Origin of the sequence: Pseudarthrobacter defluvii (assembly GCF_030816725.1) — a bacterium.
GTDB lineage: Bacteria > Actinomycetota > Actinomycetes > Actinomycetales > Micrococcaceae > Arthrobacter > Arthrobacter defluvii_A.
The window spans coordinates 3,208,195-3,228,754 of record NZ_JAUSYG010000001.1 but is presented as its reverse complement, the minus strand read 5'-3'; the positions used below and the strand labels follow the sequence as shown (position 1 = coordinate 3,228,754).

The following is a 20,560-nucleotide window of genomic DNA, read 5'->3' as shown; positions in this document are numbered from 1 at the left end:
GCTGTGGGAGGTTGGGGGTCCGGCGCTTGGCGTGCCGCCGGAGTGATTGGGCACGGCGTGGACCGTGTAAGCGGTGCAATTGCTGCCGCAGCCGCAGCGAATGGGGTCCGGCCCGGGCGACACGCTCGCCGTAGCGGAGTGCTTGGCCCGGACGATCCGCCACCATCCGGGGCTCGAAACACGTATTGGGACTTCCGGTACGTGCTTCTTCCTAAGCAGGTCCGCGCACTGGCGCAGGGGACGTTCCCGCTAGGAACGGTCGTGCATCCACAGCGGCGGGGCTCCGAGTTCCCGGTCTACTTGGAGTGGGGCAACTTCGAGAAACACACCGCAATCATCGGTCCGCCGGGGTCCGGCAAGTCTCGATTTCTGATCGCTCCCTGGATCGTACAAGCCACCATTCATGGCTTGACCACAATCAATGTCGATACTAAGGGAGACCTTGCAGAGACGATTCGAGACGCCAAAAGGGAACTTGGGGCTCTAGGATCGTTCCGCGTCAGGCGCTGGGACATAGGGGCTCCCCAGAAATCCAGGTCATGGAACCCAATCCGTGAGGTGCGATCCGCGCAGGACGCCGCGCAGGTTGCGCAGGCGCTTCTCGGGCCAGTGGACCCCGGCAGTACCCACCGTTTTTTTGAAGAGCGGGACCACAGGTGGCTACGTGGCCTGCTTCGAATGCTTGCTGCTCAACCCGCAGCTCCGCACCCCAGAGAGCTATACCGGATGGCAGTGAGCCAGCTCTATCTCAAGCAGCACGTCGCAGCCGCAGGGAGCCGGGCGAATGATGTGTTGGACATGGCACAGCTCCCAGCAGCCGACTATCCTGCTGCCACCGCGGGGCTCACGAATCGTCTGTCATGGTTGGCGGACCCAACGTTCGAGGACATGCTCGCCGGGACCGGACCAAACGCGATCACTGTCGACGAGATACTCACGAGTGGCGGAATCTTCATCATTGGCGCGCGTATGGCTTTAGGAGAACTCGCATGGGCAGCTTCATCAATGTTGATTTCGCTTCTGAAGTTGCGCGTCATGGAACGCTTTGGACAAATGGCCGCTCCGATCCTCTGGACTCTGGACGAGGCCGCCCGGTACGGAGAGCAGATCAACCTTCAGGAGATGCTCGACGTCATGCGCGGGGCGGGGTCCTCTATCTGCATCGCTGTCCAAGATGTCCAGCACCTGGGTGACCCGCACAAAGCTGCGGCCACACTGGCGAGCTGCGATACGTTGATAACCCTCAAGGGTGTCTCTCCAACGACAGCAAATATGCTGGGGGATCGTCTCGGCAATGTGTCCGCCCCAGTCCTCTCCCACTCCGCCGGACCCAACGGCGCATGGCAGCCGACCGTGTCACACCAGATGCAGCCGATGTTGGGACCAGGTGAAATTATGAACCTGCCGATGACACGACGAGGTGCAACTGTACACTTACGCTCAGCCAGCGCCGCACCCTTCATTATCGATCTGGAGCCCTGACACTGGTCGGCAACTACATGTCAATCTGCCCGGGCGGAATGATCTCAGGAGAGGCGAGCACCTTACTCAGGAGTATCGCCACTCCATCCTGCTCGGCATAGAGAACTCGAGAGGGGCGGTCGTCCAGCTCCGGGGGAAATTCCATCCAATGGGAGTCCCCGACAAGCAGCCAGGTCACGGACTGCACGTCGCGTAACAGGGCGAGGTACGCGCTACTTGCGACAGAGTCCACGTAGGGCGGTTCAGTAGCAAAAATCACAACGTGTGGCGGGTCCACCTCGTGACCACGCAGCCGCAATGAAGCATTGTCGCGGTCGAATTGCATCGACAGTTCTGCGGCGGCATCGCCGAGGTCGAAGTCATTGTTACGCTCAATCCGTCGCCAGTCATGAGTGACGCTCTTGGGTGAATCTGGACCGGCGACGCGCGTCAGTGCGCTGCCCAAGTTGAGAGCGACGGCGATCCAATGGCGATCTAGCGCATCGGAGAGAAGGGTTAGCGCGGCGTCGCGGGTGCGGACAGCTTGCTTATCCCATCCCATCGACGCTGCCAGTGCAAAGTAGATTAGCGGGCGCTGAGATCCCTGATGCACGGGCAGACGTTCCAAGGCAGAAACCCCGATCTGCTCTTCGGCGCGGCGCACTTTAGTGCGTCGGGCACGCCACTGATCAACTTGCGAGGTGACCGAACTGACGACATTTTGGACGACGGGAGGGATCCATGTAGGGCTCGCCGAATCAGCCTGCGGGTAGGGGGAGGCGGGTGGTCCTGAGAACACCGCTTTATCAGCCGCACCATATCCATGGTGAAGGGGGGAACTCAAGTCCGACAAAGCTGTGGCACCAGGTTCCGCGTAATGAGATAGGGGCTGAAAACTGTCCGCAGTGCTCCCCATGAAGTTATCATCATCAGTTGGATTTCCCGTCTGAACGCCGTGGAGGTTCGACGTCAGAGAGCCGCTTTCGTCTGCAGCGTGGTCGCCCATATCTGGGTCTGGCCAGCCCACCGCAAACTTAGCCTGCTCTGTTTGTGCATCCCCGGCGCTCGGGGTATTGAACGCCTCCGGACCGGAGAGCTGGAGGCTATAACCAGCGTTAGCGGTTAAGGCCACAGGGGAGGAAAGGTCGGGGGCTCCTTGAACAGAAGTTCGCGTCCGTTCCCTGCCGCGAAAAGACTCTGCGTTAGCAGGAGGTTCCTGTGATCGCTGGGTTGGTTTGCGGAACCCCGTGACCGCCGCTTCGATGCTGTCCCGCGGAGCTCCCGCAGTATCCTCTGCCGCGTCGAGGGCCCTGATCACAATGTCACGTATCGCGGTGGGGACGTTCGTTGATGCGTGCTCAAGGGTTCCGAGAGTCGGGAAATCGACTTGAACAGCGTGCAGGGCATCAAGATCACGAGTCAGAGGGATATCCGCAACACCCTTGTCCGTGCACCACACGAGGGAAATGGTCTTTGCGTCAGTCTCAGTGATTACTTTGAGCAGCACAGCGTCCAGCGAGGGCGATGTCGATATGTGCTTCCCAGGTGTCGAGAGAACGAGGTGGACGCTGACCTCATCGAACTCTGGCGAGGCCAGCACCTCATCAACAGCATCCTGAATGGAGCCTATGATGTGCCGCGTGGCTTCTTCGGCGGGCAGCACTAGCACGACAGCGGTGTGCGTCCAGTCTTCAGTAGGTGAACTAGTCATATGTGCTCCCCTGCAGGCGATATTTCTGTACTAAGACACTAACGGTCCACACGCAAAATTCTTGCCAGCCAGCCAAGATTTGCTCACTGGGAGCGGAGCTCCCTTGGCACTCGGGCCCTTAGTCCGCCGTGCGGGCTTCCTCCTTCGACAACCGGCTGATGAGCCCGTCGTACCGGGGCGGCATGAGTTCCAGGATGGAGATGGCGGTGCTGGTCCGCTGGATCCCGTCGATTTCCAGGATCTGGTTGGTGATGCGGTAGAGGTCGGCGGTGCCGCGGGCCACCACCTTGGCCATGAGGTCCGCGTCGCCGGTGGTGGCGTGCACCTCGATGACCTCCGGGATGGCGGCGAGCCCGTCCTCCACCGAGCCCGTCCGGGTCTGGCTGATCGACAGGGAGAGGAAGGCCATCAGCTCGTAGCCGAGCGCGGCGGGGTCAAGCCTGCGGCTGAAGGTGCGGAGCGCGCCGCTGCGTTCCAGCCGTGCCAGCCGGGCGTGGACGGTGTTGCGTGCGACGCCGAGTGTCCGGGAGAGTGCCAGGGCGCTGGCTTCGGGGTCCTTGTCGAGGGCAAGGATGATCCTGCCGTCGAGCGAATCGAGGGTACGGGAGGCAGCGATGGTCATATTTTCACCAGAGGTACTAGAAGTTGAGCAGAAGTCCCAAACACAAAAGCGTATCTTGCAATGTGGTCCGGGTCACTTCCATGATCGGTCTTCATGAGCCCTGAACTACTCCTGGCCGAACCCGAGACAGCGCTGCCCACCCTGCGCGCCGCGGTGACCGGCCTCCCGGCCTACGTCCCCGGCCGCCGCAGCCTCGGTGCGGACGTCGCCACCCTCGCCAGCAACGAAAGCCACTACGAGCCCCTGCCCGCCGCCATAACCGCGGTGGCCGAAGCGGCCGGCAGGATGAACCGCTACCCGGACATGGCCGCCGTCGAACTCCGCGAACGGATCGCCCGCCACCTGGGCGTCACCGCGGAGGAGGTGGCGGTGGGGCCGGGCAGCGTGGGTGTCCTGCAGCAGATCATCACCGGACTGTGCGACGCCGGGGATGAGGTGGTGTTCGCGTGGCGTTCCTTCGAGGCGTACCCCATCCTGGTGGAGCTGGCCGGCGCCCGGCCGGTCCGCGTCCCGCTGGACGACGCCGAGGGCCACGACCTGGACGCCATGGCCGCCGCCGTCACCGGCCGCACCAAGGTGGTCCTGCTCTGCACCCCCAACAACCCCACCGGCGTGCCGATCAGCCACCACCGCCTCGAGGCCTTCCTGCAGTCCGTCCGCTCCGACGTCCTGGTGGTGATCGACGAGGCCTACGTGGAGTACGCCGACGCCGGCAGCGGCCCCGGCTCCCTGGCGCTCTACCGCCGCTACCCGAACATCTGCATCCTGCGCACCTTCTCCAAGGCCTATGGACTGGCCGGCCTCCGCGTGGGCTACGCCGTCGCGGCGCCCGCCATCGCGGAGGGACTGCGCCGGACCGCCCTGCCCTTCGCTGTGAGTGCGCTGGGCCAGAAGGCTGCCATCGCATCCTTGGACGCGGGGGAGGAGATGGCAGCGCGGGTTTCCTTGGTGAAGCAGGAGCGTGTGCGGATGGCCGCTGCGCTCGGGGCGCAGGACTGGAAGCTGCAGCCGAGCCAGGGCAACTTCCTGTGGATCCGCGCCGATGAGGACCTTCGGGGCCGGCTGGTGGAGGCATTCGATGCCGCCGGCATCCTGGTCCGGGCGTACCAGGGCGACGGCGTGCGGATCACCGTGGCCGACCCCGCCTCCAACAACCGCGTGCTCCAGCTCCTCGCAGCCTACGCGCCCGTGGCAATTTCCTGATCTTTTTCTCCTTCCGTTCCACCGACAACCAAGAGGAATCCCCAATGGAACCCCAGACAACGACGTCTGCCCGCGCCCTCGGCTCGGCCCTCAAACCACGGCAGCTGACCATGATGGGCCTGGGCAGCGCCATCGGCGCAGGCTTGTTCATCGGCTCCGGCGCGGGCATCCAGGCCGCCGGCCCCGCGGTGCTGATCTCCTACCTCGTGGCCGGCACCCTGATCATCCTGGTGATGTGGGCGCTCGGTGAGATGGCCGCCGCGAACCCGGACAGCGGCGCCTTCTCCGTCTACACCGCCAAGGCCTATGGACCGGTGGCCGGCGCCACGGTCGGCTGGCTATGGTGGATCCAGCTGGTGGTGGTAATCGCCGCCGAGGCGCTGGGTGCGGCCGGCCTGCTGGCCACCATCTTCCCGGCCCTGCCGGTGTGGCTGATGGCCTTCGTGTTCATCGTGGTGCTCACCGCCGTGAACCTGACCAGCGTGAAGAACTTCGGCGAGTTCGAGTTCTGGTTCGCCCTGCTCAAGGTGGCGGCGATCGTCGGGTTCCTGCTGGTGGGCTTTGCGCTGCTTTTTGGCTTGGTGCCGGGCGTGCAGTCGCCTGGCCTGTCTAATTTCAGGGGGGAGGGCTTCGCGGTCAACGGGTTTGGCGGGATTGCGACGGCGCTGTTCGTGGTGGCGTTCGCGTTCGGCGGTACCGAGATCGTTTCCGTCGCTGCAGCCGAGACCGCCGAGCCGGCCCGCAGCGTGAAGAAGGCCGTCCGCACGGTGCTGTGGCGCATCCTGGTGTTCTACATCGGTGCGATCTTCGTGATCGCGGCCGTGGTACCCGTGGGATCGGCTGGGCTGAAGAGCCCGTTCGCCGCGGTACTGGACGCCGCCGGCATGCCGGGCGCTGCCACCGCCATCACCCTGGTTGCCGTCGCGGCCCTGCTGTCCGCGCTCAACGCCAACCTGTACGGTGCCTCGCGCATGGCGTTCTCCCTGGCCGAACGCGGTGAAGCGCCCCGGTGGCTCGCTTCCGTCTCCAACGCCCGGGTTCCGGTGGTGGCAGTCCTGTCGAGTGTCGCCTTCGGCGTGGTCACGGTGGTGCTGGAGCTGGCCTTCCCGGAGAAGGTCCTTCCCGTCCTGCTGAATATTGTTGGCTCCACCTGCCTGCTGGTGTGGACGTCGGCGCTCCTGGCCCAGCTGGCGCTGCGGCTCCGCGCCGACCGCGAGGGAACTGAGCTTCCGCTGCGGATGCCCGGCTTCCCGTGGCTCACGTCCCTCGGCCTGCTCATCCTCGCGGCGATCTTCACGGTGGGCTTCATCGGCGAGGATTCGCGTCCGCAGCTTCTGAGCACCTTCGGGCTTGTGGCGCTGCTGGCGGTGGGGTGCTGGATGAACCACCGGTCTGGCAAACCGGCCGGCCAGGTTGAAGCGATCGACGGTGACAAGCACCCGGTTCTCATCGACTGAGCAGGGCGCTTTGAACCACTTCGGTGGTTTCCTGCAAGGAAGGGCGCGTCTGGCTATAGCCGGGCGCGCCTTTTCTCGGACTTGGGTGACCCGGTTTGCTGTTGGACGTGGTGACCTGGCGAGAAGCCCGAATGCGGAGCCAGCCTCATCGGTTGAGGGTTTCAGCGGCACCAGCGGCTGTGATGCTCTGGCCATCGCGCAGCGCACATCGTGGCATCGGCGATACTAAGCGCCGATTCAGTAGGCTGCTCATTATGAACGAGCGGACCACTGTGGAAATCAAGGGTGTCTCTTACACACTCGGGCGACAGCTAGGACAAGGAGGGGCTGCCACAGTCTTTGAAGCGCGTTCCTCGGCGGATGACAACGTGTACGCCCTCAAGCAAATCGAGAAGTCTGATCAATCAGGCCGCAACGAGCGATTTCGTCGGGAGATCGAGTTCGGTATGGCTTCGAGGCACGATAATGTTGTGAGAATTTACGCGCAGTGCGAGGATGATAATTACTTTTACTACACCATGGACCTGTATCCGAAGAGCCTGCGCAAAGTAATCTCGGAGGAATCGGATTATCTGGTACTTCTCGATTACCTCTCTCAGCTTTGTGACGGTCTGGCTTATGTGCATGGACAAGACGTTGTGCACCGGGACATTAAGCCCGAGAACATCCTCGTCGACGGTGAGACTAAACGATTGGTCTTGGCGGACTTCGGGATCGCTCACTTCAAAGACTCGTCTTTGACCCAAAAAGGTGATCTCCTGGCCAACCGCAACTACCAGGCGCCGGAGCAGATGGCGAAGACCGATGCCAGAGGCATCGGTAAGCCTGCGGACATCTTCGCGCTCGGACTAGTCATCACGGAAGTCTTCACCAAGCAGAACTCTCGCGGCGCTCGGCATCAGCGGATAGGCGATATATACCCGTTTCTCTCCAACCTCGACCTACTCGTCGAGAGGATGATGCTTCAGGACGAAACGCAACGCATCACGGTCCAAGCCGCACGCGACTCTCTCAACCTGATCCGCAAGCAGGTCGACTTGCACATTGAAGAAATAATGGAGGAACTGAGACGGAGCGACGAGCCAAACAGCGAACACATCCCTGAGGCAGATAAGGTCCTAGAGCGTGCTGGCATGGATGTCCTGTCTGCCAAGTACATTTTCGAACGGGCCACCGACGAGGAACTATCGCGCTACAACCAGAATTACCACTGCGAAATCAGCTACAGCGTAAGTGATGAGTTGTACAACGGATGCGTCCAGTCACTGCTGTACTCGATGTGCAAGTCGAAGTTCGAGTACGAAGCTAAGAGCACTCCGAGCGAATCCGATCTTAATTTGGTGATCTCCCCGCTTAAGGCGCAGCTTCAAAGCGAATTCGAAGCCATACAGCGCCAGTACCCGCTTGCGAGTAACTGCATCTGGGCCGGGCTGCCACTTATGGCTGCTAACTACTTCCGGTTCTGCAAGGACTACCGCTGCAAAGAAATTTTAGAAACGGCCCGTCGGGAACTGTCTATCACGCCCTACACAGGAACTGGATCACTTCATAGTAGTCTCGTGGACGCCCCCATTATCTGGATTGCCAGCAGCGTCAGGTGGTACCTCAAGACCGACCTATTCGAAATGTCCCCGCAGAACCTTCAGCGGGTCGAGTTCGAACGCCAGGTGAGCGTCCACTGGGATGGAACCGATCCGAATAACTCCGATCGAAGAACCCTTGGTGCCGATCTCTCTAATCAGTCTGGCGAGACAGAAAGTGTGCGCCCCATACTCGAGGAACTCAAGAACAAATGGGACACATCGTACGCGAAACAAGGCGACGGAAGGTACTCAATTCATTTCCGATCACGTGATGAGTACGAGTTGTTCCGCAAGCAGGCGCTTTCCGTTGCCGCCTCGGACTTTGTGTTCGAGGGCGATGTGCTCGATCTGCTGAGACCGGTAGATGAGTACGACGATCTCGTCGCACTCATCTGGGAGCCCACCTTCGATATCCCCAACACACTGGCCAAAGTCTTGGCCTTCGGACGATATAGGAGGCCCTAAGGCTGTCGGCCCCACGCTCTGCCACCGCTGGGAAACCTTGTGGGATCGACCGTCAGTCCGACACCGAAGGTTTGCCGTCCGCGAGCCCCATAAACATCGTCCGATGCAGGATGTCCACGTGCTTCCGGGAGACTTCCACCGCCTCTTCCACGTTGCGGGCTCGCAGGGCGGACACGAGGGCGATGTGATCGTGGTTGGATCTGTGCAGCTTCTCGATGGGGTAGGGGATGAAGTAGTCGTACAGCTCGGCGAGGGTCTCGTGGTAAACCTCGACGGCGGTGTCCAGACACGACGCCGTACCCACCAACTGGTGGAACTGCTCGTCCCATCCGGTGGTAGAACGGGCCCGCCTCGTGGTCGAAGGAGGCAGCCGGCTGGACAACACGAGATGACACGTCCGGCTCGCTATGAACCTCTGCTCTCGTCTTCTTTGCAGCATGGCAACGGGAAAGGATCTCAACAAAGGTACGGTCTCAGCGCGGTGCAGTACGGTCCTCGGATCCTCGCGGCCAGACCTCTTACTTGCGTGTCCAGCTTTCGGCGGTCAGTTCAGCCGGAGACCGTCTCTCAAGTGACAGGCCCGCTCCGTTCTAGCACATGGCTGAAGTGTGATTCAGCTTTCCCGCCATGTAAGCCGCATGGAGGGTATAGGCGTCCGCTTTGGAAGTGGTCGCGGCGATAGCAGGCGCCCCCGTGTTGTACCTGACGGCGATACTCGCTGAATGGAGCCTGTTGTACTGGGCGTAATACGGCCGGTACAACCAAAGGACCATGTCCTTAACGCCCATAGAACGCCCACCATTCTTGGGGTTTCCCTGATGATGTTCTGCGTCGCGGTCAGTGGGCTGCAGGTATGGGTTGGCCGCCGTTAAACGAGCAGGGTCTCCGAAGATGGGATCTTCGAGGAAAGCTACTCGGACAAGGTGATAGGCGGAATAGAAGTACGCCACGGATGCCCACTCGTTACCGGCTGCTAAGAGCTGATCCCCCGTTTGGAGGTGATTCCCCACACGATCTAGCCTCACCGACACCTGATCGATGGAGCCGCCTGACGTCATGCGAAATAGGCGAGCTGCTTAGCAGGAGTCCTCTTACGCCGCATGGACTCAACATCGGATAGGCAGACGTCCATTGAGACATCATCAAAGAACATCATCTCGACTTCGGCGAGCTTGTTGAAAGCGCGGAGCTGTTCTTCTTCAGTGTTTTCTTCAAGCGCGACGGTGACCGTCGCATGATTGCGCTCTACGTCGAGCTGCACTGATAAAGCCTTTACATGGTCCTTGCCTACCATGCCTAAGCTGCATTCCCCCATGGAAGTCACTAAGGACTGGGTCTCATTCATTTGAGCCTCCTTACGTTCCAATATACGGGGACGTGTCAAATCCCTGTCTGTAGATAACCGGATACTACACGGCGCACCTGGGGACTTGGACTGGGCCCAGCATTTCGGGTGCGGTCTTCGGCAACTGACTTCTCGTCCTATGGCTCGTGCAGGCTGGGAAGGCGAGGGTAATCGGGCTGGTGCGTCTGGCGGGCGACGAGCTAGAGAAATGCCACCTAAGAACGGCGTGATCGCCGAATTTCGGGGTATGGCTTTGGATGCCCTTGTTGCGGCAAGGGCAGAACAGGGCTTGATCGAATACCCTGGCGCAGTGACTGATTTCATTGGGGGAGAGGCAGCGGAGCGGCTGCCCGAGGGGTTGTACGAACTGCTGAACACGGACCTACTTGGCGAGCGACTGGGTCACGAAGCAGAACTGCAGCCGAGGTTCGCAGACTTAGAAGACGCAGACACCCCGGAAATCCTTTCCCGCCACGTAGCCGATGCCGTACGGCAAGCCCTCGCCGTAGCCAAACCAGCAGACAGAGTCGGCCTGGCGAACCGGCTCCTCCAGGAACTGAACATCGTGGACCGAATCATACCCGGGCCCAGTCAGCTCCAGTCGCTCCACCGTACGGACGCCCTCAAGCGCCGTCGGCTACGTCGGCCTACAACAAGGCTGAGCGATTCCACCCTGCTCACCAACAGCAAGGACGAGCCGAATCTCGCCGCGGAGCTCCGGGCCGAGATCGAGTCCGCCGACACCGTGGACCTCCTCTGTGCCTTTGTCCGCTGGACCGGGATCAGACTCCTCGAGCCGGCACTCGAGCAACTCAGAGACCGCGGCGTGAAACTTCGCGTCATCACCACCACCTACATGGGCGCCACCGAGCGCCGAGCCATCGATGAGCTCGTCAACCGGTACGGGGCCGAGGTGAAGATCAGCTACGAAACCCAGGCAACAAGGTTGCACGCCAAGGCCTGGCTGTTCCGCCGGAACACCGGTTTCGACACGGCCTACGTCGGCAGCTCCAATCTGAGCCAGGCTGCCCTCCTCGATGGGCTGGAGTGGAACGTCCGGCTCAGCTCTGTCGCAACCCCGGCACTCCTACGGAAGTTCGAGATTACCTTCGACAGCTACTGGGAGCAGCGGGCCTTCCAAAGCTACGACCCAGAGCGTGACGGCGAGAGGCTGGACGCTGCCCTGGAACGCAACGGCGGCCGACGCACCGCGGCGCCGGATGCCGCCACCGGCCTCGAAGTTCAGCCGTTCCTCCACCAGGAGGAGATGCTGGAGGACCTGGAAGCGGAGCGCGTCAAGGGTTTCAACCTCAACCTCCTGGTCGCAGCCACCGGAACCGGCAAGACAGTTATCGCGGCCCTGGATTACAAGCGGCTGTGCGAGGCTGCCGGCCGCGATCTGAAGCTGCTCTTCGTCGCCCACCGACAGGAAATCCTGAAACAAGCGATGCGCACCTACCGCGATGTCATGCAGGACGGCGCCTTCGGTGAGCTCTACGTGGGGGAGCACAAGCCGCAAGAGTGGAAGCACATCTTCGCGTCCGTCCAGTCGCTGTCTTCCCTCGGCATCGAGCAGCTGGAGCCCGACTTCTTCGACGTCGTCGTCATCGATGAGTTCCACCACGCGATGGCGCCCACGTACCGCCGCTTGCTGGATCATCTGGAACCGCAGCAGCTCGTCGGACTGACGGCGACTCCGGAACGCGGCGATGGAGTCGACGTCGCCGAACAGTTTTTCGACGGCCGTACGGCCAGTGAGCTTAGGCTCTGGGACGCTCTGGACGCTGATCTGCTGGTGCCGTTCCACTACTTCGGCGTCTCCGATGACGTCGACCTGAGCCAGTTGGAGTGGAAGCGCGGCAACTACGACACCACGCAGCTGAGCGCCCTCTATACGGGCAATGACGCCCGCGCCGCCAAGGTGATCCGGGAACTCAGGGACAAGGTCACCACCACCAGCCATATGCGGGCCATCGGCTTCTGCGTCTCGGTGCAGCACGCCCACTACATGGCCGAGGTATTCAACCGGGCCGGCATCGCCTCCGTTGCCGTCGATGGGACCACTGACAATGCTGACCGCGAGGAAGCCCTCAGGCGCCTGGGCAAGCGGGAGATCAACTGCATCTTCGCCGTCGACCTTTTCAACGAAGGCCTGGACCTGCCGCAGGTGGACACTATCCTGCTGCTCCGGCCCACGCAGAGCGCGACGGTCTTCCTCCAGCAGCTGGGGCGCGGGCTGCGCCGAGCCGAGGGCAAGGCGGTGCTGACGGTCCTGGACTTCATCGGCCAGCAGCGCCGTGAGTTCCGCTTTGACCTGCGCTACCGGGCTCTGACCGGCTACGGGCGCAAGGAGCTGGAGAAGGCTGTCGAGGACGAATTCCCGTACCTGCCGTCGGGCTCGCAGATCGTGCTGGACCGGGTGGCGCAGAAGGTGGTGCTGGACAACATCAAGGCACAGCTCCGGTTCAACCGGGCACAGCTGGTCCAGGACATCGCCTCGTACGCCGAGACCGAACTGCAGGCCTATCTGGAGCGGTCGGGGAATGAGGTGAAGACGGTCTACCGGTCCACCAGGGACTCGTGGACCGGTTACCTCCGGCAGGCAGGACTGATCGAGGGGCTTTCACCCCTGGAGACCGTGTTGCGCGGGAAGCTCGAGGAGCTGTCGGATGCGGAGGAAAAGAAGCTGCTGGGCCGCATGGCCGCGCTGATTCACGTGGACGATCCGGAACGTGCTGCCGCCTATTCCATGCTGGTCGCTCCCGACGCGCCCCGCTACGCGGAGCTCGGCATCCGCGAGCAGGCTTTTGCACGCATGCTTTTTTACACGCTGTGGGATGACGGCGGTGGATTCAAAACGTACGACGACGGCCTGGACCACCTGCGCGGCTACCAGTTTGTGTGCCGCGAGATTCGCCAGGTGGTGAAGCTGGGAGTGGCCGCATCAAAGCACGCAGCGAAGAGCCTAGGCGCAGGCCTGCAGCACATCCCGCTGCTGTCGCATGCCACCTACCGGCGCGAGGAGGTTCTGGCTGCATTGCAATACGGTTCGCTGGAGCAGGGAAAGAACGTGCAGCACCGTGAGGGCGTTGCATGGTGTCCTGCAACTTCCACCGATGCCTTTTTTGTCACCCTGAACAAGGACGACAAGAAGCACTCGGCGACCACGATGTACAAGGACTATGCCATCAGCCCGGAACTGTTTCATTGGGAATCGCAGAACGCGACGTCACCGGCGAGTCCAACTGGCCGGCGGTACCTGGACCGACTAAAGCACGAATCTCATATCCTTCTCTTCACCCGGGACACTGCCGATGACGAGACCGGCCTGACCGTTCCCTATGCGTGCCTTGGCCCGGTTGATTACGTCCAGCACTCAGGTGCGAAGCCGATTGCGATCACATGGAAACTGCACCGGCCGATGCCGGCGGATGTGTTTGCGACGGCGGCGGCGGTCGCCCAATGACAAAAGCGCCAGACGCTGCACTTGCGGCAGTGTCTGGCGCTGTGGCATCAGAGACTATGTCTGGACAGTCGAGGCCGGCGGGGGAGCCCATGAAACTGAGGCAACGGCGTCGTGGCTATGTATGCTCTCCAAGTTGCGGATTTGCACACTGTGGCCGACGTTTCTTCCGCGCAACTCCAGCGAGATGTCTCGGGCCATGTCTTCGACGAACGCCGGGTTATCGTAGGCGATCATAGTGATGGCTCGTTCATCGGGGCGCTTAACGACGGGGTAGACAGGGCATGAACCGCTTGCTCGGATAAGGTCGACAAGATCCTTGATGTTGATGGGGTATGGGTCGCTGTCCGTTCCGGAGACCGATACCTTCACATCGCTGCGTTGATTATGGGCACCGTAGTCACTAATGGTCTTGCTGCAGGGGCAAAGGCTGGTTACCTGTGCAGTTATCGACGTGGTAAGCCGAAATGAACCCGTGTCAATGGTGGCTGACAGATGCAGGTCACTTGTCTGTAGCGCTTTCAGATCAGACACGGGCGAGACGACGGTAGTGGCTACTGGCAATGCAACCCGAACGAGTGCCCTGTCGATGTCCATTCTGGCTGCGACATGCTTCATAACCAGCGGCAGTTCTCGCGGATCGATGACTGCCAACTGCTCCTGTACCAACTGAACCATGCGACTCATGTGCGTACCCCTGCGATCTGAGGGAAGAGTCACCAGCACATCGAACGAGCCAATGCCTGCCTGTCGCGTTGTCCCGTCTGTAAACTCAGTTGGATACCTGAGCCCTGAGATTCCCACTTCATCCAGTGCAATGCCCCGGACGTCGACTTCGTCTTGTACGTCAGGCAGCATTGCTTTTTTCTCCACGGTAGATACATCCCGAGGTGCACGTCTCGCGCACCTGTATCGCGGAAAGATTGGGTAGCACGCTCACCAGGCGGGTCCAGATCCACTTAGCAAGAATCTCGCTTGTGGGATTCTCCAGACCCGGTACCTCATTGAGGTAGTTGTGGTCGAGTTGATCTTCCAGAGGCTTGAAAGCAGCTTTAATGTCGCCGAAGTCCTGCACCCACCCTGTGTCGTCGCCGACTGCGCCGGTGACATGAACCTCGACTCGATACGAGTGCCCGTGCAGGCGACTGCACTTGTGTCCCTCAGGAACGTTCGGCAGTCGGTGAGCCGCTTCAAATGTGAACTCGCGGTATATCTCGGCGGAGAAGGTCATGGGATTCCTAAGTACTTGTGGGTTTGCATGCTCAGTTGCCAGTTGGGGTGCTCCAAGCAGAACTCGACGGCAAGCCGGGTGTTCTCGACGACGTCTGGGCCATCCATGGGTTGGACCCGAAACGTCTGGAAGTCCAGTTCTTCAAAGATTCTGGGATCGACGCCTGCTTGCGGATAGACAAACTTGAGTTCCTGGCCCCCCGTAACGACTAGGTCCGCACCAATTTTGGGACTCACGCATAACCAGTCGACGCCGTTGGGCGGCACCCGAGTGCCGTTTGTCTCAACTGCTACGTAGAATCCGCGACGCTTTAACGCTGCTACTGCTGCGTCATCTAATTGCAGGAGCGGTTCGCCACCGGTGCAGACAACCATCCTGTCTTCCGTCCAACCCGCAGGCCATGCAGCCTCGACGGCATCAGCAAGGTCTTCAGCGGTTTCAAACTTTCCTCCGCCCTCACCGTCCGTTCCTACGAAGTCCGTATCACAGAACTTGCAGATGGCCCGGGCGCGGTCCGCTTCGCGGCCCGTCCAGAGGTTGCACAGGCTGAAGCGGCAGAACACGGCCGGTCGGCCGGCGTGTGTACCCTCGCCCTGGAGAGTGTAAAAGATCTCTTTGACCTTGTAGTTCAAGCTACACGCCCTGGTAAGTGATGGGATCGCTGCTGCCGGCCTCCGCGAACCCCTTGAGCCGGAGAAGACAAGAATCACAGTGCCCGCAGGATCGGCCACTTTCGTCGGGGTCATAACAAGAAGATGTCAGGCTGTAGTCGACGCCAAGGGCCAAGCCCATCTGGACGATTTCGCCTTTGGTCTTGTCCATTAGGGGCGTGTGGATGGTGATTGCTCCACCCTCAACCCCGGCCCGGGTGGCCAGGTTGGCCATGCTCTCAAAGGCTTTAATGAATTCTGGGCGGCAGTCCGGGTAGCCGGAGTAGTCCAGAGCGTTCACCCCAATAAAGATGTCGGTCGCCCCTACTACCTCGGCATAGGCAAGCGCAAAGGAGAGGAACACTGTGTTCCTTGCCGGGACGTAAGTAATCGGGATATTCTCTTCTACTTGGTCGACAGACGAGTGCTTTGGAACTTCAACGTCTGATGTGAGGGCGGAGCCGCCGAACACTCGCAGATCTATATCGCAGACAACATGGTCCGCAACACCTTGGGCCTCTGCTACGCGCTTGGCTGCGGCCAGTTCGACAGCATGACGTTGGCCATACCGGAAGCTGAGGGCGTAAGGATCGAAACCGATGCTCTTCGCGTGCGCTAGGACCGTCGTCGAGTCCAGTCCTCCGCTCAGGAGAACTATAGCTTTCCTTGTCATGCCGTCCCTCTCGTTGCTCCGCAAGCAGTTTCCGTTTGTCGTGCCTGCGATGAAACTACACGATACAGTAGGTCCAAGACATTCGCAGTTTAGGAGCAAGGGTACGTGGTGTGGCAGAGAAACTAACGGTGGTCGTAACTTGCACCGACCGCAAGTCTCTGACGCCCGCTGAACGCTTACGAGTAGAGAACCTTCCCGATGGGCACCAATCGCAGCGCGTTGAACAGTGGCGTACTGCACTTCGCCAGGAGACCGCGCGCGTAAGCTTGCGGCGCCTGTATCAGGGTGACGCATGGAAGCAAGCCTTTGAATTGGAGCGCACTCTTCGTGATGTCGGTTTTGAGCCTAGTGTTCTAGTTGCTTCAGCAGGCTTGGGGCTGGTGCCCGTCGACGAAGAGTGGCCCGCGTACGCCGCGACGTTTTCGTCACGTCATGCGGATACCGTAGGCCGCAACGCGGCAGACATCAGGGCGTGGTGGAAACTTATCACCCAGGAACAGAAAGGGTTGGTCGAACATGCAGAGGGACAAACGCTCATGGTTCTTTCCGAAACCTACAGTTCTGCCATGGCCGAGGATTTAGCCGCACTTAAAGGACGGGACGACGTCGTAATTTTTGGCGGTTCAAAGGACGTTCCAGGGGAGTTGAGGATTCCAGCTGACGCTGCACTTCGAGGGAAGCTTGGGGGTACTTCGGGCAGCCTCAATGTAAGGACCGCCAACGCGTGGATCGCCAGGCTTGATTCGCCGAATCTCGTTGGACAACGCAATAATGGCCGATGGCGGGCTTGGGTGGATGAGGTGCGTCGTCCCGAGGTATACGAACGCAAGCCTATGACCGACGACGACGTCTTAGCCTTTATTCGCGAAGTGCGTCTACGCGAGCCCACGATGAGAAAGACGGCTGCGCTTCGGATACTGAGGGACAACGGATTGGCTTGCGAGCAGCGACGTTTCGGTGGTTTGTTCAGTGCTGTAGAGAAAGAGGACAAATGACCGAGGGCTGGTTGGAACGGCGGTGCCTCAAGGTACTTCAGAACGAGGACACACCGCTTTATCTTTTTGCGCTGGCTGCAGAAGAAGTGGATCTTATTGCCTCGGTCGCGCGCATAGGACGCGATGAAGCTGGCAAGCTTATAGGCTATCAACGCCCTGAAAAGAAAAAGCATGTAAAGCAAATTCAAGACTATCTGGATAGCGCCGACGTTCTTTTTCCGAACGGACTGATCCTGGCGTTGCCTCCCGAGGTGCGCTTCAAGTCCAGCCGCGGACCGACCACCAGTGACGGTCTCGTTGTTGCGGGAACCCTGGAGATTCCACTGAGCCAGGGAGAAGACGGTCCTAGACCTGCCTGGATTGTCGACGGACAGCAACGGAGCCTTGCGCTTTCCCGGACCAAGAACCGCCGACTACCAGTGCCGATAGCCGGATTCGTTGCCGACAACCTGGAGATACAGCGCGAGCAGTTCTTGCGAGTGAACACAGTACAACCTTTGCCCGTGAACCTGGTCACGGAACTGCTGCCAGACATAACACGTGTGCCGTCGGGTCGCATGCCCACCCGGAAACTTCCTTCAGCCCTAGTTGACATGTTGAATCAGGACCCACTTTCCCCGTTTGCGGGACTTATCAAACGCGCTTCCACAACTGACGAGGCCAAGAAGATGGCCATTGTTACCGACACCGGTCTTGTCGAAGCCCTAAAGGAGTCTCTGGAATCGCCGTCTGGTGTGTTGTTTCCGTACCGAAACATCGCAACGGGAACAACTGACACGGAGGGGATCAGGGACGTATTGATCACCTACTGGACTGCCGTACGCAATACATTTTCGGACGCTTGGGGCTTGCCGCCCACCAAATCCCGACTAATGGGCGGGGTCGGAATTCGCGCTATGGGCCGATTGATGGAACGGGTGATGGCCCATGTCGATGTGAATTCGCCGACTGCAATAGAAGACGCCGAAAGAGAGTTGGGCATTATTGCAGCGAATTGCTTTTGGACCAAGGGCGTATGGCCAGAGTTGGGCTTGCCTTGGGATGAATTACAAAACACGCCCAGGCATATCAGTGCACTCTCAAACTATTTAGCGAGAGCGTACGTGGCAAACCGGGCGGCCATGAAGTGAAGTTCTACTTTCCCGATAGCCAGGACTTGGTCAGTCCGACATATGACTTCCAGCATGATGAATACTCTCCTCTGCGGGTGAGGCAGAGAGACGATCTCTACGCGCACGAAATTTTGGACACTCCGCCTTATAGTGGCATTCTCGTGAGCAAATCCATCGTCGACGGGGCGATGAAGGGTGCGGGGAAATACACGAGCGCGCAGAGAGCTCGCCTGTATAGGTTAGGAGTTGAGCGCTTCTTTCGGCTGCCCAAGGGTGTTGAGTCACTGGGTGACAATGGCGCCTTCAATTACGTGGATGAACTGGTGCCGCCAGTGACGGTCGAGGAGACCCTAGACTTCTATATTGGATGTGGGTTTGACGCGGGTGTAAGTGTCGACCACATCATTTTCGGATACGACCCTTTGGCCTCATTGGATGATGTAGATCCCGCGTGGGCGGAACGCCGTCGAATCACCCTTCGTCTCGCTGAAGAGTTCATAACACAGGTGTCAGAGCAGAACCTGAATCTCCAACCAGTGGGTGCTGCCCAGGGCTGGAGCCCTACAAGTTTTGCTGACAGTGTCGAACAGCTTCAGAAAATGGGCTACCAGCGGATTGCCCTAGGCGGCATGGTCCCGCTGAAGACCAAAGACATTCTGGACTGCTTACAGGAGATTGATAAGGTTCGCCTTCCAACTACCGAGTTGCACCTTCTTGGCGTCACGCGGGTGGAATCAATGGATTTGTTCAGCGACTTTGGGGTTACGAGCTTCGACAGTACATCCGCTTTCCGACAAGCCTTTATGGACGATAGAAATAATTTTCATACGGAGAACGACGCATTCATTGCACTGCGCGTTCCACAGGTTGACGGAAATCCAGCACTGAAGCGCGCGATACTGGCTGGCAGAGTCTCCCAAAAGGACGCAATTGCCCAGGAACGAGTCTGCCTTCGCGTCCTACGCGAGTTCGATGGCAGTGCTGGGGCCATCGAACGAGCCATCGCAGAACTTGATGCCTACGAAACGATCTGTCAGGTCAACAGAAGCCACCAAGCGGAGTACGAGCGCACACTTACTGCTGCCCCTTGGAACGAGTGTGAGTGCTCGCTCTGCAAAACCCTTGGCATAGAAATCGCGATCTTTCGAGGGACCGAAAGAAATAAGCGCCGAGGATTTCACAACATGTCGGTACTGGCAAACAAAATGAAAAAACTCAAGAGCAACGTGCTCACGTCCACAACAAGGAGTAACCATGGCTGACCGCTACGAGATGAGGCTGCCGGCAATCCGACTCCAGCAGGGCGCACAGCATATTTACTGTTTTGGGGTGGACGGCAAACGCATTCACGATTTCGCCACAGTATCTCGCGTTCACCGCGACGACGACCAGTTGCAGGGCTACCAGAGGCCAGAGGTCCTGAGCCACATACGAGCAATTCGCCGCTATCTAGAGTCAGACTCGCCTCTCCTTCCGAACGCCATCGTTTTGGCCTTTGATGAACGCGTGAAGTTTGAGCCGAGTGCACCGGTGGGGGATTTATCGTATTCGGTCGTTGGCGAACTGATCATCCCGGTGGATGAGGCGCTGCCCGACGACGAGAAGCCAGCCTGGCTGGTGGACGGTCAGCAGCGCAGCGCGGCCATTCGGGATGCTGATCTTGCCCAGTTTCCGGTTGCTGCCGTCGGATTTATAGCGCACGGTGAGGCTGAACAGCGTTCCCAGTTCATCCTGGTGAACAACACAAAGCCCCTGCCAAAGGGCCTCATACACGAGCTTTTGCCCGACACAACAGGGCATCTTCCTGTTGCGTATGCCCGCAAACAGTTGCCTGCCCTCATCATGACCCGGCTGAACGCATCGGCCAAGGAAATTGGAACACCTTTCGGCGGAAGAATTTCCACCCCGACCACACCCGATGGCTACATCAAAGACAACAGCATTTTGAAGATGATTGAGAATAGTCTTTATGAGGGCGCGCTTTACCAGTATCGGGATCCGTCCGATGGTTCAGCGGACGTGCAGCAAATTGAACTGCACCTCAACTACTTTTGGACCGTTGTACAGGCAGCCTTCCCCGAAGCCTGGAATTTGCCGCCGCTAAAGTCGCGCCTGACACATGGGGCGGGCATTCAGTCCTTGGGCTACGTGATGGATTCCCTAACCGAAGGAGTTCCTGCCGCTGAACTTCCTGGTCTTGATCTTGAGAAGGCTATTAGTAAGCTCAAGCCAATCGTTGCCTGGACAAGTGGAACATGGGATTTCGGACCGGACAATGTAAGGCGGTGGAACGGCCTTCAGAATACGCCCAGCGATGTGAGCCTCCTGACTAACCACCTGCTCAGGGCGCTCCGGTGAAGTTTCACGTTCCTGTAGGGTGCCAATGTTCCACCTGTTGGTACGTAAGTAACTGGTGAAACCTACGCACCGGGCTACTCCCTAGGAACGCATCAGGGCTTCATCTGGTGTGGCTCCGCCGGTCATTGCCCGTCATAGGAGGATAGTTTTCAGGCACGAGCATGAACTTCCCGAGTTTGCTCCAGGAGGCAGTTCTGAAGATCTGAAACAGTTTGGACGCTTCGCAGTGTG

The 20,560-nt window shown here is 59.7% G+C and carries 17 protein-coding genes; 9 read left to right on the top strand and 8 right to left on the bottom strand.

The window, feature by feature from the left end:
- The first annotated feature begins 3 nt into the window (after positions 1-3).
- Positions 4-1,482 carry a type IV secretory system conjugative DNA transfer family protein gene (locus QF031_RS15040; protein WP_307429757.1) on the top strand — a complete coding sequence of 493 codons (1,479 nt, stop codon included), beginning with the start codon at positions 4-6 and terminating at the stop codon, positions 1,480-1,482.
- Positions 1,483-1,495: 13 nt separating this feature from the next.
- On the opposite strand, the gene QF031_RS15035 is transcribed toward QF031_RS15040, so the two are convergent.
- Together QF031_RS15035 and QF031_RS15030 are read right to left on the bottom strand one after the other, a co-directional pair.
- A complete protein-coding gene (locus tag QF031_RS15035) occupies positions 1,496-3,172 on the bottom strand; it encodes a hypothetical protein (RefSeq protein WP_307429755.1) in 1,677 nt (558 codons plus the stop codon).
- Positions 3,173-3,290: 118 nt separating this feature from the next.
- Positions 3,291-3,794: an Lrp/AsnC family transcriptional regulator gene (locus QF031_RS15030; RefSeq protein WP_307429752.1), complete on the bottom strand. Its 504-nt coding sequence runs from the start codon at positions 3,792-3,794 to the stop codon at positions 3,291-3,293.
- Between the two features lie 93 nt (positions 3,795-3,887).
- Between QF031_RS15030 and hisC the strand changes: the two genes are divergently transcribed.
- From hisC to QF031_RS15015, 3 genes are all read left to right on the top strand, one after another.
- The gene (gene hisC / locus QF031_RS15025) at positions 3,888-4,997 is read left to right on the top strand and encodes a histidinol-phosphate transaminase (protein ID WP_307429749.1); all 1,110 of its coding nucleotides are present in this window, start codon (positions 3,888-3,890) and stop codon (positions 4,995-4,997) included.
- A gap of 44 nt (positions 4,998-5,041) precedes the next feature.
- Positions 5,042-6,454, top strand: coding sequence for an amino acid permease (locus tag QF031_RS15020; RefSeq protein ID WP_307429746.1), 1,413 nt, complete (start codon positions 5,042-5,044; stop codon positions 6,452-6,454).
- A gap of 254 nt (positions 6,455-6,708) precedes the next feature.
- On the top strand, positions 6,709-8,502 hold the full coding sequence (locus QF031_RS15015) for a serine/threonine-protein kinase (protein ID WP_307429743.1): 1,794 nt from the start codon (positions 6,709-6,711) through the stop codon (positions 8,500-8,502).
- 52 nt (positions 8,503-8,554) lie between these two features.
- On the opposite strand, the gene QF031_RS15010 is transcribed toward QF031_RS15015, so the two are convergent.
- Both QF031_RS15010 and QF031_RS15005 read right to left on the bottom strand, forming a co-directional pair.
- Positions 8,555-8,806, bottom strand: a complete 252-nt coding sequence (locus QF031_RS15010; protein WP_307429741.1) for an FCD domain-containing protein — start codon at positions 8,804-8,806, stop codon at positions 8,555-8,557.
- A 750-nt stretch (positions 8,807-9,556) separates the two neighbouring features.
- A complete protein-coding gene (locus QF031_RS15005; protein ID WP_307429738.1) occupies positions 9,557-9,847 on the bottom strand; it encodes a hypothetical protein in 291 nt (96 codons plus the stop codon).
- Positions 9,848-10,193: 346 nt separating this feature from the next.
- Here QF031_RS15005 and QF031_RS15000 point away from each other — a divergent pair, with 346 nt between their 5' ends.
- Positions 10,194-13,313 (top strand): DUF3427 domain-containing protein, encoded by a 3,120-nt coding sequence (locus QF031_RS15000; RefSeq protein WP_307433396.1) that lies wholly within the window; start codon positions 10,194-10,196, stop codon positions 13,311-13,313.
- A gap of 54 nt (positions 13,314-13,367) precedes the next feature.
- Here QF031_RS15000 and folE2 read toward each other — a convergent pair whose 3' ends face one another.
- Genes folE2 through queC form a run of 4 tightly spaced genes read right to left on the bottom strand, consistent with a single transcriptional unit; the run spans position 13,368 to position 15,864 of the window.
- Positions 13,368-14,183 carry a GTP cyclohydrolase FolE2 gene (gene folE2 / locus QF031_RS14995; RefSeq protein WP_307429735.1) on the bottom strand — a complete coding sequence of 272 codons (816 nt, stop codon included), beginning with the start codon at positions 14,181-14,183 and terminating at the stop codon, positions 13,368-13,370.
- Positions 14,158-14,541 carry a 6-carboxytetrahydropterin synthase QueD gene (queD, locus tag QF031_RS14990; protein ID WP_307429732.1) on the bottom strand — a complete coding sequence of 128 codons (384 nt, stop codon included), beginning with the start codon at positions 14,539-14,541 and terminating at the stop codon, positions 14,158-14,160. Before queD ends, folE2 begins: the two co-directional genes overlap by 26 nt.
- Positions 14,538-15,173 (bottom strand): 7-carboxy-7-deazaguanine synthase, encoded by a 636-nt coding sequence (gene queE, locus QF031_RS14985; RefSeq protein ID WP_307429729.1) that lies wholly within the window; start codon positions 15,171-15,173, stop codon positions 14,538-14,540. The genes queD and queE overlap by 4 nt, the downstream gene beginning before the upstream one ends.
- Before the next feature lies 1 nt (position 15,174).
- Positions 15,175-15,864 carry a 7-cyano-7-deazaguanine synthase QueC gene (gene queC / locus QF031_RS14980; protein ID WP_307429725.1) on the bottom strand — a complete coding sequence of 230 codons (690 nt, stop codon included), beginning with the start codon at positions 15,862-15,864 and terminating at the stop codon, positions 15,175-15,177.
- Positions 15,865-15,974: 110 nt separating this feature from the next.
- Here queC and QF031_RS14975 point away from each other — a divergent pair, with 110 nt between their 5' ends.
- From QF031_RS14975 to dbpB (QF031_RS14960), 4 genes are read left to right on the top strand one after another with little or no spacing between them, the layout of a single operon-like run.
- Positions 15,975-16,859, top strand: a complete 885-nt coding sequence (locus QF031_RS14975) for a hypothetical protein (RefSeq protein WP_307429722.1) — start codon at positions 15,975-15,977, stop codon at positions 16,857-16,859.
- Positions 16,856-17,989 (top strand): DGQHR domain-containing protein DpdB, encoded by a 1,134-nt coding sequence (gene dbpB, locus QF031_RS14970; protein WP_307429719.1) that lies wholly within the window; start codon positions 16,856-16,858, stop codon positions 17,987-17,989. The genes QF031_RS14975 and dbpB (QF031_RS14970) overlap by 4 nt, the downstream gene beginning before the upstream one ends.
- Positions 17,986-19,233: a tRNA-guanine transglycosylase DpdA gene (dpdA, locus tag QF031_RS14965; protein ID WP_307429715.1), complete on the top strand. Its 1,248-nt coding sequence runs from the start codon at positions 17,986-17,988 to the stop codon at positions 19,231-19,233. The genes dbpB (QF031_RS14970) and dpdA overlap by 4 nt, the downstream gene beginning before the upstream one ends.
- Complete coding sequence (dbpB, locus tag QF031_RS14960) at positions 19,226-20,329, top strand: DGQHR domain-containing protein DpdB (protein ID WP_307429713.1); 1,104 nt, start codon at positions 19,226-19,228, stop codon at positions 20,327-20,329. Before dpdA ends, dbpB (QF031_RS14960) begins: the two co-directional genes overlap by 8 nt.
- The last annotated feature ends 231 nt before the right edge of the window (positions 20,330-20,560 follow it).

What these genes read in the sequence shown, in the direction of transcription:
- queD (WP_307429732.1), bottom strand. Translation starts at nt 14,541, where the DNA reads ATGACCTTCTCCGCCGAGATATACCGCGAGTTCACATTTGAAGCGGCT.
- QF031_RS15030 (WP_307429752.1), bottom strand. Translation starts at nt 3,794, where the DNA reads ATGACCATCGCTGCCTCCCGTACCCTCGATTCGCTCGACGGCAGGATC.
- dbpB (WP_307429719.1), top strand. Translation starts at nt 16,856, where the DNA reads ATGACCGAGGGCTGGTTGGAACGGCGGTGCCTCAAGGTACTTCAGAAC.
- QF031_RS15005 (WP_307429738.1), bottom strand. Translation starts at nt 9,847, where the DNA reads ATGAATGAGACCCAGTCCTTAGTGACTTCCATGGGGGAATGCAGCTTA.
- hisC (WP_307429749.1), top strand. Translation starts at nt 3,888, where the DNA reads ATGAGCCCTGAACTACTCCTGGCCGAACCCGAGACAGCGCTGCCCACC.
- QF031_RS15020 (WP_307429746.1), top strand. Translation starts at nt 5,042, where the DNA reads ATGGAACCCCAGACAACGACGTCTGCCCGCGCCCTCGGCTCGGCCCTC.
- QF031_RS15015 (WP_307429743.1), top strand. Translation starts at nt 6,709, where the DNA reads ATGAACGAGCGGACCACTGTGGAAATCAAGGGTGTCTCTTACACACTC.
- dbpB (WP_307429713.1), top strand. Translation starts at nt 19,226, where the DNA reads ATGGCTGACCGCTACGAGATGAGGCTGCCGGCAATCCGACTCCAGCAG.
- queC (WP_307429725.1), bottom strand. Translation starts at nt 15,864, where the DNA reads ATGACAAGGAAAGCTATAGTTCTCCTGAGCGGAGGACTGGACTCGACG.
- QF031_RS15035 (WP_307429755.1), bottom strand. Translation starts at nt 3,172, where the DNA reads ATGACTAGTTCACCTACTGAAGACTGGACGCACACCGCTGTCGTGCTA.